The organism is Clostridium sp. CTA-17 (assembly GCF_054767895.1).
This window is the reverse complement of sequence record NZ_BAAABF010000005.1, coordinates 46,289-60,537: the sequence shown is the minus strand read 5'-3', so window position 1 is coordinate 60,537 and position 14,249 is coordinate 46,289. Positions and strand designations below refer to the sequence as shown.

Annotated in this window: 15 protein-coding genes; 1 reads left to right on the top strand and 14 read right to left on the bottom strand. The window is 26.7% G+C overall.

Annotation, left to right across the window (positions count from 1 at the left end; genetic code table 11):
- Window positions 1-266: 266 nt before the first annotated feature.
- The 4 genes from ACYUCG_RS09940 to yiaY form a co-directional block, all read right to left on the bottom strand.
- On the bottom strand, window positions 267-2,324 hold the full coding sequence (locus tag ACYUCG_RS09940) for an SH3 domain-containing protein (RefSeq protein ID WP_460268525.1): 2,058 nt from the start codon (window positions 2,322-2,324) through the stop codon (window positions 267-269).
- A 328-nt stretch (window positions 2,325-2,652) separates the two neighbouring features.
- Window positions 2,653-3,045: an SMU1112c/YaeR family gloxylase I-like metalloprotein gene (gene gloA2, locus ACYUCG_RS09935; protein ID WP_060794335.1), complete on the bottom strand. Its 393-nt coding sequence runs from the start codon at window positions 3,043-3,045 to the stop codon at window positions 2,653-2,655.
- Between the two features lie 110 nt (window positions 3,046-3,155).
- Window positions 3,156-3,479 carry a CGGC domain-containing protein gene (locus tag ACYUCG_RS09930; protein ID WP_460268524.1) on the bottom strand — a complete coding sequence of 108 codons (324 nt, stop codon included), beginning with the start codon at window positions 3,477-3,479 and terminating at the stop codon, window positions 3,156-3,158.
- 187 nt (window positions 3,480-3,666) lie between these two features.
- Window positions 3,667-4,815 (bottom strand): L-threonine dehydrogenase, encoded by a 1,149-nt coding sequence (yiaY, locus tag ACYUCG_RS09925; protein ID WP_460268523.1) that lies wholly within the window; start codon window positions 4,813-4,815, stop codon window positions 3,667-3,669.
- 188 nt (window positions 4,816-5,003) lie between these two features.
- Between yiaY and ACYUCG_RS09920 the strand changes: the two genes are divergently transcribed.
- Entirely contained in the window at window positions 5,004-5,861 is an 858-nt protein-coding gene (locus tag ACYUCG_RS09920) for an AraC family transcriptional regulator (protein WP_096071681.1), read from the top strand.
- A gap of 139 nt (window positions 5,862-6,000) precedes the next feature.
- Here ACYUCG_RS09920 and gloA read toward each other — a convergent pair whose 3' ends face one another.
- From gloA to ACYUCG_RS09870, 10 genes are all read right to left on the bottom strand, one after another.
- Window positions 6,001-6,381 (bottom strand): lactoylglutathione lyase, encoded by a 381-nt coding sequence (gloA, locus tag ACYUCG_RS09915; protein WP_124231123.1) that lies wholly within the window; start codon window positions 6,379-6,381, stop codon window positions 6,001-6,003.
- Between the two features lie 115 nt (window positions 6,382-6,496).
- Window positions 6,497-7,165: an ABC-2 transporter permease gene (locus ACYUCG_RS09910; RefSeq protein WP_060794339.1), complete on the bottom strand. Its 669-nt coding sequence runs from the start codon at window positions 7,163-7,165 to the stop codon at window positions 6,497-6,499.
- A 1-nt stretch (window position 7,166) separates the two neighbouring features.
- On the bottom strand, window positions 7,167-7,793 hold the full coding sequence (locus ACYUCG_RS09905; protein WP_060794340.1) for an ABC-2 transporter permease: 627 nt from the start codon (window positions 7,791-7,793) through the stop codon (window positions 7,167-7,169).
- A 1-nt stretch (window position 7,794) separates the two neighbouring features.
- A complete protein-coding gene (locus ACYUCG_RS09900) occupies window positions 7,795-8,658 on the bottom strand; it encodes an ABC transporter ATP-binding protein (protein WP_096071683.1) in 864 nt (287 codons plus the stop codon).
- Window positions 8,659-8,691: 33 nt separating this feature from the next.
- On the bottom strand, window positions 8,692-9,063 hold the full coding sequence (locus tag ACYUCG_RS09895) for a GntR family transcriptional regulator (RefSeq protein WP_460268522.1): 372 nt from the start codon (window positions 9,061-9,063) through the stop codon (window positions 8,692-8,694).
- Window positions 9,064-9,334: 271 nt separating this feature from the next.
- Complete coding sequence (locus tag ACYUCG_RS09890) at window positions 9,335-9,508, bottom strand: (2Fe-2S)-binding protein (RefSeq protein ID WP_003449944.1); 174 nt, start codon at window positions 9,506-9,508, stop codon at window positions 9,335-9,337.
- Between the two features lie 188 nt (window positions 9,509-9,696).
- Window positions 9,697-10,386, bottom strand: a complete 690-nt coding sequence (locus tag ACYUCG_RS09885; RefSeq protein ID WP_460268521.1) for an NAD(P)/FAD-dependent oxidoreductase — start codon at window positions 10,384-10,386, stop codon at window positions 9,697-9,699.
- 289 nt (window positions 10,387-10,675) lie between these two features.
- Entirely contained in the window at window positions 10,676-11,356 is a 681-nt protein-coding gene (locus ACYUCG_RS09880; RefSeq protein WP_150541601.1) for an ABC transporter ATP-binding protein, read from the bottom strand.
- Window positions 11,357-11,358: 2 nt separating this feature from the next.
- Entirely contained in the window at window positions 11,359-12,951 is a 1,593-nt protein-coding gene (locus tag ACYUCG_RS09875; protein ID WP_460268520.1) for an ABC transporter permease, read from the bottom strand.
- Window positions 12,951-14,003, bottom strand: a complete 1,053-nt coding sequence (locus ACYUCG_RS09870) for a Fe(3+) ABC transporter substrate-binding protein (RefSeq protein ID WP_460268519.1) — start codon at window positions 14,001-14,003, stop codon at window positions 12,951-12,953. Before ACYUCG_RS09870 ends, ACYUCG_RS09875 begins: the two co-directional genes overlap by 1 nt.
- Window positions 14,004-14,249: the final 246 nt, after the last annotated feature.

Here is a 14,249-nt window from a genome sequence, read left to right as displayed (position 1 = left end):
AAGCTCTTAAAATGCTTTATTTTCATACAAACTTTTATATAAAAGTTTTAAAAACTTCTATATAAAGATTTGCAAACTTCTCTAAAATTTAATACCTAAAAATAGGGAGTTTTGTTTTTATACAAAACTCCCTTAATTAAACTTATTAAATTATATAAACACTTACTAAATTAATATGTAATTTACATACTACTAGATTAAACCTAAATAAAATTTTACAAAAAGTTTTTAAATACATTAACTAAACCTTCTATATAAATTTAGTCTTAATTATTTCTTTTAACTAAATCTACTATAGCTCTATCTACATCATCTCTTGTATCTTCAACTAATTTTTTAGTTAATTTTTCCGGTTTGCTAACTACTCTGTGAGCTTTTTCTATTGCAATATTTAATCTTTTTATTGAATCTCTTGTGTACACAGTAAATTTATCAGCTAATCTTTCTCCATAAGCTATATCCATTAATAAAAATCTATATTCTTCACTTTTTAAAATTTCTTCTATTTCTTCTTCTCTAGATTTCTTCTCCGGAGCTACCTCTGACTTAACTTCTTCTTTAGTTTTAACTGAATCATCTTCCTTAATCTCTTTATCTTCCTGTGCTTTTACTTCTGGAACTATTACTTCCACATTATCTGTCTGTTCTTTAGCTTCTTTTTTAGACTCTACTTTCTCTTCTGAAGCTGTCTCAGATTTAACTTCTTGTTTTTCTTCAACTTTAACCTCTGGTTTAGCTACTGATTTTTCTTCAACTTTAGATTCTGGTGCAGTTTTTGCTTCTTCAGCCTTAACTTCTTGATTTTTCTCAGGATTAGTCTCGTTCTTTACTTTCACATTAGTTTTTGGCTTAACTGGTTTCTTAACATCACTTAATTTAACTAAATCTATTATAGCTTTATCTAAATCATATCTTGTGTCTTCAACTAACTTCATAGTTAAATTTTGTGAATCTTTAAATACCTTCTTCGCTTTTTCTAATTCAGTTCTTAAAACTTTTAATGATTCTTTTGTGTATATATCATTTCTATCAACTAATCTTTCACCATAAGATATACTCATTCTTAAATATATATATTCTTCACTTTGTAAAACATCTTCTGCTTTAGCTTCTAGTTTAATCTCTGGTTTAGTTTCTGATTTTTCTTCGACTTTATCATCTAGTTTAATTTCTGATTTTTCTTCAGCCTTTAAGTCTTCGCTTTCTTCAGGTTTAAATTCTTTTTTTTCTTCTATTTTAGTTTCTGTAATTATTTCTGAAACTTCTTTATCATTAACTTCTGAATTCATTTCTAAATTTGTTTCAGGTTTTTCTTCTGAAATTTTTTTCTGAATTGTCTCTAAGTTTTCTTTAGACACTATCTCTGTTTCTTCAGACTTTATTCCCGTATTCATTTCCGGTCTTACTTGGAAGTTATCTTCTGACTTTCTTTCAGTATTTACTGGTTGTATTGTTTCAGAACTTATTACAGAGTTTGTCTCAGCCTTTACCTCTTTATTTATTTCAGTTTTAACTTTATTTTTCATCTCTGCATTAGCTTCTGATTTCACTTCAGCATTATTCTCAAGTTTTTCCTCTTTATTTATTACTGGTTTTACTTCCTCATTTATTTTAACTTTAGCTTCTTCACTTGATTTTTGTGCTACTTTAGCCTTAGCCCCTGAAACAGGCTCTTTTTTAGCTTCATTTTTTGTTTCTTTTTTAACTGAAGATTTTTTCTCCTTCTTATCTTCAGATTTAACTTCTGATTTTTTATTTGATACAATATTTGAATTCTTGTCTTTTATAGTTCCCTCATTTAAGAACATGCCATAAACATATCCTTTTTGTCCGTTCACTTCAATCTTATACCAAGAACCTTGTTTTCCAATTATGTTAACCTTAGTATTATTAATTAATCTGTTTATTATTTCAGACCCTATTCTAGGCTCTTTTCTTAAATTTAATACTGTTGAAACATTAGTAACATGACCTTCCATGTTTTTTTCAATTAGCTTATCATTAATAGCAGATTCTACTAAAGTAAATTCGTCTGCATTTAAATATCCTCTTAATCCATTTTGAGTAATTACTTCTACTGTTGATTCATTGGTATTTAGTATTTGTAACATAGTAAACGGATTAGCATAGCCTAAAATTTCTCCATTAACTTTTTTTACTGAAACCTTATTATTGGCCACACCTTTTTGAGTTGATGCATTTATGTTTTGATTATATCCTTTAACTTCCTTAAGCTCATCAGCTTTTGCTGATGTTCCATATGATATTGAACTTGTTACTATAACTGCTGATAGTATAAAAATACTTAATTTCTTTCTTTTCATTTTTAACATTATCTCCTTAAATTTTTTTCATAATTAGTTCATTAAATATTTTTATAATTAGTTCATTTATATTTTTGTGCTTTAAAGAGGTCATAAAATTCATTCTATATAATAGACTTTATAATAGACTTTGTATAAATCTTATAACTATTAAACTTTCCTTGATGCGAAGAAAATTTACGTCTAAAATGAATGAATTGCTCTGGTAGCTTAGATTATCTCATAATCGAAAATGATTTTCAAACATTTTTTTATAAAAAAATAAGAATTTATTAATATAAATCATACTTTTTAAATAAAATTAACAAAAAAATCACATGTAACCATTTTAGTTACATGCGATTTCATATAATTCAATAGGTAAATCATCTGGATCACTAAAAAAAGTAAATTTACGTCCTGTGAATTCATCTATTCTTATTTCTTCCACTTCAATACCTTTTTTATTAAGTTCTTCAACCTGCTTCTCAATATTTTCAACTTCAAAGGCAAGATGTCTAAGTCCACAAGCTTCTGGATAGCTTGGTCTTTTAGGAGAATTTTTAAATGAAAATAATTCTATTTGTGAATCTCCTATTTCTAAATCAAGCTTATAAGAATCTCTTTCTTCTCTATAAACTTCTCTTATAATTTTTAAACCCAATAAGTTTACATAAAAATCCTTTGATTTATTATAATCTGAAGCAATAATTGCTACATGATGTATCTTCTTTAAATTCATTTATTCCCCTCCTAAATTCTATGAATAATTAAGCTATTTTTTCATAATACCCTAACAAATTCTTCTCCAAACTAAAATTTAAAATAAAACTCATTTAACTTAAAATCAAATTAATGAGTTCCATGAACTATCTTAAAGCCCTCTTTTTCTAAAACTCTCTCATGCTTTTTATAATCATCACATTCTACTTTTATGCAATTAGATATATGTATTGTTTCTACACCATTCTTTTTTAATTGTTTTACTTTATGTATCCAATTTTCTCCTTCAACAATTGTATCTTTGCAACCAGCGCAATAAAAGAAACTAGCTAAATCCTCTTTATTTTCTCCATAAATACTAAAAGCCGCTGTTGAATTATTATATGCCTTAAAACATCCTGATGCAGCACATTTCCCAATCATTTTTCTACATGCCATTACTGCTATACTCATCAAATCATTCCTTCCATCTATTTATACAAAAGAAATTATATCATAAATTATACATAAAGACTTAAAAAAGCAACAAAACCTAAGCCTTGTTGCCCATATATTATGAAATTTAAAGTGGTCAATTAATTATATTTATTTAAAATTAAATATATCTAGTTTCTTGAAACTCTTTTTTATTATCTGGTAACTACATTGCTTTCTTGAATATAGCTATTACTTCTTCTAAGTTTCCTTTTCTTGGATTTGTTAATGAACAAGCATCATTTAAAGCATTAGTAGCTAAAGTTTCAAAATCACTTTCTTTTACTCCTAATACTCCAAGCCCCTCTGGAATTCCTACAGTTTGTGATAATGATTTTATCATATCTATGCAAAGATCTGCTCCTTGCTCATCAGTTAATCCTTCTATGTTTCCACCCATTATTTTAGCAATTTTAGCTAATCTTGAAGCACTTGTAGCTTTGTTATATTCTTGAACATGAGGTAATAATATTGCATTACATACTCCATGAGGTAAGTTGTAGAATCCACCTAATTGGTGAGCCATAGCATGAACATATCCTAAGCTAGCATTGTTAAATGCCATTCCTGCTAAATATTCAGCATAAGCCATCATATCTCTAGCTTCCACATTTTCTCCATTTTCAACAGCATTCACTAAATAATTGCTTATAAGTTCTATAGCTTTCTCTGCACAAGCATCTGTTATTGGTGTAGCAGCAGTTGAAACATAAGCCTCTACAGCATGTGTTAAGGCATCCATACCAGTAGCCGCTGTTAATGATTTTGGCATAGCAAGCATTAACATAGGGTCATTAACCGCTATTATTGGTGTTAAATGCTTGTCTACTAAAGCCATTTTTATATGTCTTTCTTCATCAGTTATAATAGCGAATAAAGTCATCTCACTACCAGTACCAGCAGTTGTATTTATACCTACCATTGGTAATTGAGGTTTCTTAGATTTATCTACACCCTCATAGTCTTTTATTTCTCCACCATTAGTAGCTAATAATGCTATTCCTTTAGCACAGTCATGAGCTGAGCCTCCACCTAATGAAATAACAAAATCACATTCTTTTTCTTTTAATAATTCTAAACCATCATTAACATTTTTAACTGTTGGATTTGGTTTAGTTTCATCATATATTGCATATTCTATATCTTTATTATCTAAAACATCTGTTACTTTTTTAACTATTCCTATTTGTCCTAAAACTTTATCTGTTACTATTAAAGCTTTTTTAAATCCTAATTCTGCAACTTGCTCTCCAGCGTCTTTTAAGCAATCTGCTCCCATTAAACTTATAGATGGCATAAAAAATTTATAACTCATATATTTCTCCTCCAAGTCTTTCTCTCAAGTATATTCTCAATATTTGCTTTCACTTTATAATTTAATTTTAATTTATCGTTAAAAATTTAACTAATCCATTTTTTAAAAAAATATCTCATTTTTAAATCGACAGAAATTGACAATACTATAATAAGCTTTTATATTATTTATTATGAGGTGAGAATTTTATGGATAGATTTGATAGACAACTTGAATTGGCAGATGGTATAGAAACTGAATATTTAAGAATTCTATATTACACCTTTGATAAAAATTATAAAGATACATACAAATCTTATGAATATAAAAGATTATGTACTATAGTTGATGGAGAAAAGAATGTAAGAATTAATAATGGTGATAATATCACATATGATTCATCTAAATATATGCTTCTTCCACCAAACTCAAGTGTGGAAATGAAAATTGAGAAGCCTACTAAAGCCTTAGTTTTAGAATTAAATGAAGATTTAATAAGTACAGTTTCAGAAAAACTATCTTATGAATTAGATGTAGATTTAAATAAATCTATATTAGAAAAACCATTTTTTAATGAAAATAATGAATTAATAGAATTGACAACTAAAAGAATTGTAGAGACTGCTACTAAAGATACAAATAATAAAGAATTTTTACTTGATTTATATGCACAGGAAATAACTTATAGCCTATTAAATACTAAAGGGGCTAAAGATATTATTGCTAGTGATTTTAATAATCCAATAAATCGTTCTATTCAGATAATGAAAGGAAATCTTAAAAATAATATAACAGTTTCAGAAATTGCTTATACCCTAAATATGTCTCTTCCAAGCTTTTCTTCAAAATTTAAAAAAGCTATGGGAATGACTCCTAATGACTACCTTACAAACTTAAAACTTAATGAGGCTGCAAGGCTACTTAAGTTTTCATCAGTTACAGAGATTGCTTATGATTTAGGATATGAAAATATTTCTCACTTTATAAAATTATTTAAAAAGAAGTTTGGGTTAACCCCTAAGCAATATTCCTTAAAGTATTCTGGTGAAGTCATACAAATTCAATAAAAAATAAAGGGCTATATAAAAATATATATAAACAAAACTCACAAATCTATTCTTAGAATTACTACATATTCTCTTCATACTACTTGTAAGCTTTGTCAAAATTATTTTTATACAAGCCCTTATTTTGAGATAATTATACCTAAAGTTTAATTACCTCTACCTTGTATCCATCTGGATCTGTTACAAAATAATATGTTGCAGCTCCATCTGAAAGACCTTTCATAGGTGTAACCTCATATCCTAAAGATATATGTCTTTCTCTTTCAGCTTCTATATCTTCTACTCCAACAGCTATATGACTAAACCCATTTCCTAAATCATATGGCTTTTCTTGATCATAGTTATAAGTTAATTCTACTTCATATCCCTCTTCTTTATCTGAAAGATAAACTAAAGAAAATTTATATTCTGGATAATCCCTTCTTCTTGTTTCAACAAGTCCTAGAGCTTCCTTATAAAACTTTAAAGATTTATCTAAATCTTTTACCCTTATGCATGTGTGTAACATTTTGCTTGCCATTTCATAACCTCCATATTTCAAATATTACTTTTTGTCTTTTATTATATATTATCATATGTATATTTACATATCTCTATATAATTTCAAATAACACTATATTCTTATAAAACAAGTATTACAATTCTTTTCTTATAAATTTATTTAAGGAAAACTTGTAAAAAACAATTAATATAAATATTGATATTACTGCTAATATAAGTACCACAAGAGGTAATGAATTTAAAATATTTGAAACATCATAATTTATATTTTTAAGTAATTTTTCTACTAAAGCAATACCTATTATTAATATAAATAATGGTACGCTTTTTAAATAAGATACTACACTGCTCTCTGGGTATATAATTGCCATACTAAATGTTATTGATGCATATATATAGAAAATTATAAATGTTAAAAGTAAATTAAATGGATTTACAATGATTTTTTCTCCTAACATAAAACTTACACCAATACCTGCTAATATATTTGGTAAAGAAAATATTAAAAAAATTAATATAGGTAATATAAAAGAGGTGCCTACTACACTTCTTGCATCAATTGGCAGTGATCTTAATAATTTATTTGTCATTGCTCCTTTATTAGTATTTTTTGCAATTATAAAATTAACACTAATCATTGAAGCTAACAAGGTAAAATAAATGAAAACACTATTTATTAAAAAATCATATCTATCTTTCGGTAAGTCTATAAAAAAAGGAGAATATCCAAAAGTCATTGTAAGTATATAAAATATAAATATTACTCTTATATTTTTTAAGTCTTTAATAATTAAATTTTTCATATTAACTCACCTCACTTTTTTTATAAATATTTAGAGACACTATTAATGATATTATTAGAGCCAGTATTCCAAATGCTAAACCATAAACTCCATTAGTAATATTAAATAATGTTTGTAAATTTTCATTTTCAAGAGAATTAAATAATATTGAACTAATCATCATTATTAAAATAGTAAATATTATATTAACCACTCTATAAAATTTATGACTTATAATCATATATACTGGTAAAGTTAGTGATACATAAAATAGTTGAACTATTATATTTGGAAGAATTACTCTTAATGTTAATGTAAAATCACTTCCTGAAATTACTCCTAAAATAGTACAGAATAAATATAAAAATAAATTAACTACTATAATATAAATTAATGTTGATAGATATTTACTATAAATATAATTTGATTTTTTAGTTGGTAAAGAATTTAAGTAAATATTAAATTTACTTTTTCTTTCAACTTCAATTGGTATTACCATAAGATAAAACACAATAAAAGTTCCCATAGTATATAAATAATTCATTCCTTGAGTTAAAGCAAAAGTAATGCCTAAAAAAAGAAGCACAATAATTGAACTCTTGATATATTTCTTTTGTATAAAAAAATCCAACTTAATTAATTCTTTCATACTACTTCACATCCTTTTTAGAATAATAAACAACTATATCATCTAAAGTAGCTTTTTCAAAAATAATCTTATCACCGAAAAGTTCTTTTAATTTTCTCATATTGTTAGTTAATCCTTCAAAGTTATATCTTGTTTTTCTTAACCCTATTAATTCTTTTTCTAAATCCTTATTTAAAATATCTAAAGGCCCTTTAACTAAAAAGTATTCTTCTAATAACAAGTCTTTTTCCAAGGAAAATTCAACTTTTCCTTTGTTTAAAAAGGTTATATAATCAGCTAATTTTTCAAGATCTGTTGTTATATGAGTTGAATAAAGTATTGATACTTCTTCCTCACCTATTATTTCAAATAAAATGTCTAAAAGTTCACTTCTAAAAACAGGATCTAAGCCTGATGTTGGCTCATCCAATATTAATAGTTCTGCCTTATGAGATAAAGCTAAGGCTAAAGAAAATCTCATTTTTTGTCCCTTTGATAATTGTTTTAGCTTTTTATTTTCATTTAACTCAAATTTTTCAAGATAATATTTAAATTTTTCTTCATCCCATTTTGAATAAAATTTAGATATTATTTTTTTATTTTCTTTTATTGTAAAATCTTCAAAAGCACAACAATCATCATAAACAAATCCAATTCTATCTTTTATTGATATTTCATTTTTCTTTATGTCTTCACCAAAAATATATATTTCTCCACTATCTAAATTTATTAAATTCATTATGGCTTTTATTGTTGTAGTCTTTCCTGCTCCATTTGGCCCTATTACTCCCATTACAAAACCTTTAGGAATATTAAAGCTTACATCCTTCAAAGAAAATCCCTTATAATTTTTACTTATATTTTTTATTTCAAGTACATTTTCCATATAAACCTTCCTCCTTAAATCTATCCCTTATCTTTATAATTCCTTTAAAGTTTTAAGCATTCCAACTAGATCTTCAAAGTTTATTCCTATGCTATTTGCAATATCAATTGCTTCTCCTAATTTTTCTTCTATTTCTCTAAGCTTTTCTTCCATTAAAAGTTCTTTATTTTGCTCTGCTACATAAGATCCCTTACCAGGTAAAGTGTATATAAATCCATCTCTTTCAAGTTCTTCATAAGCTCTTTTAGTTGTGATTACACTTACTCTAAGCTCAGAAGCTAAGCTTCTTATTGACGGCAATGCTGAATTTTCCTTTAAATCTCCAGATAAGATCTCATTCTTTATAGCCTTAGCTATTTGTTCATATATGGGTACCCCTGAAGTGTTTGAAACTACTATATTCAAAAACTCACCTCTTTCCGTGTATATACTGTATATATTCTATATATACAGTATATACACCATTTCCATATGGTGTCAATATATTTTCGGTATTTAATTTTTTATTTTTCAAAGTATCTTTACTAAAAAAACTTATAAAATAAAAGCTATGTATTAAAAAGCTTCTTTTTAATACATAGCTAAAATTAATTTAAATATTTTTATTATTAAAATATATTGTCTTAAAATACAAAAAAGAGGTGCACATAAATGTGCACCTCTTAGGTTTATATAATTATTTATTTTCTTCTATTAATTCTTCGATTTTACATTTGCATCTAGCACCACAACAAGCACCAGTTCCTGCTCCTGTTTTTTCTCCTACTTCTTCAAAAGAAAGAGCTCCGTTCTTTACTGCCTCAACTATTTTTTCTTCTGAAACACCTTTACATAAACAAACATTTGACATAATAAAATTCTCCTCTCGTTTTACCTCAATATTATATATTACTATTTCTAAATTAATCATTACTATTAATTAATAATCTTTATTGTTTAAATAGATAATAACAGATAAAAACTCTTCTTGCACATGCTAAATTCTTTTATTTTTCACTTTTAAAAGCTATTATATCAAATTAAATCTATATTTCTTTATTATGCTAATGTTTTCTCTTTAAACTTTTCAATTCCTATTCTATCAATAAAATCTCCTAACTTTTCTCCAGCCTCAGCTTCCCCTTTATAAACCTCAAAGATTTTATCAACTATTCTTAAAGCTTCCTTTTCATCTACATCCTTTATAAGTATGTCTGCCATTCTTGGATTATGACCTGCTGACCCTCCTGCCGTTACTAAAAATCCTGTCTTATCAGCTATAACTCCAACATCCTTTGAATAAACACTTCCACAGGCATTTCTACAGCCTGCTACTCCGATTTTAGTTCTACATGGCATATCCATATGCTTATATTTATTTAATAATTTCATCCCTGTTCCTATAGTATTAAACTTTGATCTTTTACAAAAACCAGCTGGACACATTTCCACATTTTTTACTGAGTTTTGTTTTTTTACAGCAGGCTCCATTCCTAGTTCATCCCATATTTTAGGCAAATCTTCTCCCTTAAGATTTGTTATTAAAAGCCTTTGACCTGATGTAATTTTAATTACCCCATTATACTTTTTAGTTACCTTTGCAATCTTTTCTAATTGCTCTGGAGTAATAAATCCTCCTGGAATATGAGGAGTTATTCCAAAAGTTCTTTTTCCCCCTCTAACCTTTTGTAAGTTTCCATAATGAGTTCCACTAACCATCTTAGGTATTCCAATTCCTATACCATCCATTCTTAAAAATTCCTCCTATATATTAAATGTAAAAATTTCAATTTATAAATTACTCTTAGTATACACTAAAAAATATTTTTCAGAAGTAACTTCGGTTACTAAAATAATATCAATTTAAAACTAAAGTTTCCCAAAATAGATTTAACGATATTAGATTGTTCTTTACTAACTTAATATTAATTTAAAAATAAAAGGTATGAATAAAAATAAATTTTAATAAAACCTATTTTTAATTCACACCTTTTATTTTTCACCAATATCTTCATATATACTATTTTAATTTATAAAACTAACACCTTAACTCATTAATGAAGGCTGCTTTTATTATTTTTCCTTCTTTTAACTCTATAAATTTATTTGCTAAAGCCTTTGCATCACTTCTATCATGAGTTACAAATATAGATGTAATTCCAGCCTTTATAAGAATCTCTTTTATTTCCCCTCTTATTTTTTCTTGAAGATCTGCATCTAAATTTGAAAAAGGTTCATCTAATAAAAGTACTGATGGCTTTGGTGCTATAGCTCTCGCAATGGCTACCCTTTGCTGCTGTCCTCCACTTAATTCATAAGGATATTTATCTTTATGTTCCACTAAATTAACAAGTTTAAGCATATCCATAGCTATTTTTTCTTTTTCTTCCTTATTTTTGCCCTTTAGTCCAAACTGAATGTTTTTTTTCACAGTCATATGAGGAAATAAAGCATAGTCTTGAAAGACCATTCCAACTCCTCTTTTTTCAGGCTCAACAAAATTATTATCTGAAAAAACTATTTTCCCACCAATTTTAATTTCTCCTTTATATGACTCTTCTAAACCAGCAATTATTCTAAGTATTGTACTTTTTCCGCTTCCACTTTCACCTAGAATAGATAATATCTCTCCCTTTTCTAAGCTCATATTAAAATTATCTATAATATCATTCTTAGACTTAGGATATTTAAAATATAATTCTTTTATTTCAATAAACATTACTAATCCTCCTTGTCAGCAACTTTATATAAGAAATATATAGCCACAAAACTAACAAAAACTATTATTAGAGATGGTATTGCTGACTCAGGTATCATCTCATCATTGGCATACTCAAATACCTTTGTTGATAAAGTATAAAAGTTAAATGGTCTTAAAGTTAAAACTAAAGGTAATTCCTTTATAATATCAACAAAAGTTAAAGCAAAAGCTCCTAAAATAGCAGGTTTTAACATATGTATATCCACTTTAAAGAATGTTTTAGTAACCCCATATCCTAAAGTTCTTGAAGCTTCAGTAAATTTATTACCTATCTTTTCAAAGCCACCCTCTATATTTTGATATCCTATTGCTAAAAATCTTATTACATAAGCAAATACCAACATTATTATACTTGTGCTTAAGGCTAATCCTTTTATTTTGTTATCAATATCTACAAAAAATAATATCATAGTTATGGCAACTACAGCCCCAGGAATCGAATATCCTATTAAAGTTACTTTTGCATATATTTTTGATAATAAGCTACTTCTAGTTCTTACATAGTTTGCTACTATTAAAGCCATTATAACTATAAGTAAACTACATCCAGAGGCAAGTATTACTGAATTAAATATCATACTTAAAAATTGACTATAATAGATATTTTTATAGCTAGCAATTGCCCAAGCTATCATTTGAAGTACTGGTATAAAAAATCCTAGTGAGAATATTATTAAAACATATACTGTAACTATAGCTTTACTAAAGCCTTTAAGATTTTTTCTCTTTATTGGTCTAACCTTTGTATTAGTAAAACTATATTTTTTTCTTCCTCTTAAGGCCTTTTCTGACGAAATAATTATAAATACTACTACCATAAGTATTCCTGCTAATCTTATGGCTGAATCCACATCCCCTAAGGATATCCAACTTTTAAATATAGCTGTACTAAATGTTTGTACACCTAAATATGATACAACCCCATAATCACTTAAAACTTCTAAGGCTATTAAGGTTGATCCTGCTACTATAGCTCCCCTACTTACAGGTATGATAACTCTAAAGAATATTCCTATTGCACTACTTCCTAAAAGTCTTGCACTTTCTATTAATCCTGCCGATTGTTTTTCTAAAAATGTCATTGTAACCATATAAACATATGGGAATAAAAACAATGTAAATATAAAAATAGCTCCCTCAATAGACATAATATCAAAGTATTTTTGATTTAATTCTACCCCTAAAATATTTCTAAAAAATCTCTGTATAACTCCAGTGTAACTAACCATTCCTGAATATGTATATGCCCCTATATATGGTGGTATAGCTAATGGAAGTATTAAAGCCCATCTAAAAAATTTCCTAAATGGAAAATCATAGGCAGATATAAGCCAAGCTAAAGTTACCCCTATTATTATGCTTAATAAAACAGTAAAAAAGACTACTATTATAGATGTAACTATATAATCCTTTAATAAATATTCTTTTATGTGATACCAAGTTTTATTTGGTTTTTGAAATAAATGAATAATTATATCTATATTAGGAAGTACAATCATCAAACTGATGATTGTACTTAAAAGTGCCCATCCATTAAATTTAATTTTTTTCATTATTTCCATCCTACTTGATCAAAAATTAATGTAGCCTCTTGTTTTGATTCTCCTAAAGTTTCATAGTTTAAATTTTGAACTGTAAAGTCTCCCCATGATTTTTGTAATTCACTCTTACCAACTTTAGTATTTAAAGCAAACTCTCCATTTTCATCAACATATGCTTTTTGTGCTTTTTCTTCAGTTAAATATTCTAATAATGCTACTGCATTTTTTTCATTTTTAGCATTCTTTGTAACTGCTCCAAAACTTAAATTTAAATGAGTATTTTCTGGGAATAAAACTCCTATTTCCTTACCAACTTTAGCTTCTTCCGCATCTGATGAAGATATCATCTTTGCAATATAGTATGAGTTCATTATTCCAACATCACCTATTCCAGCCATAATAGCTTTAGCCTGATCTCTATCATTTCCTTCTGGTGTTCTAGCAAAATTATTAACAATACCTTGAGCCCATTCTTTTGCCTTATCAGCTCCATCTAATTGAATGAAAGATGAAAGTAAAGCATTATTATATGATGAACTTGAACTTCTTGTTAATACTTTTCCTTTAAATTCATCCTTAGTTAAATCATTATATGTTTTTATTGTTTCTGGATTTACCTTTTCCTTATTATAAACAATGATTCTTGCTCTTGAAGTTAATCCAACCCAGTTTTTCCCTCTATATTCTGAAGGTATGTTTTTATTTATTTTCTCTGATGATATATCCTTTATTAAATCTTTCTCATTAAGTTGAGCTATATTTTCTGCTCCAACAGTTAAAAATACATCAGCAGATGTATTATCTCCTTCTCTTGCCATTCTCTCAATTAGCTCATCACTTTTTCCATCAACTAAATTTACTTTTATCCCTGTATCAGATTCAAAGTCTTTAAATAATTGCTTATCTATATCATAATGTCTTGATGAATAAACATTGACAACTTTCTCTCCTGATTCAGTTTCTTCTGCCTTAGCTTCCTGATTTTTTTGTCCACACCCAGCTAAAACTCCCATAGATATTAAAGCAGTTAATGTTAAGGCTAATAGTTTTTTTCTTTTTAACATTTTCTTTTCCCCCTTAAATTTACGAATAATTAAGCTATTTTTTATAACAACTAAAAAAATTCATTTTATCTTTATGTATATTTAATAATTTTAAAAACCTTTAAAATAATGATATCGATTATCATTTTTAATGTCAAGAATTTTTAGTATTATTAAATAATTATTTTCAATTAATATGTATTATCATCTTTTATCAATTTATATTATGAAACTTACTCAATTAATAACTTTTCTAAATTTAATAAA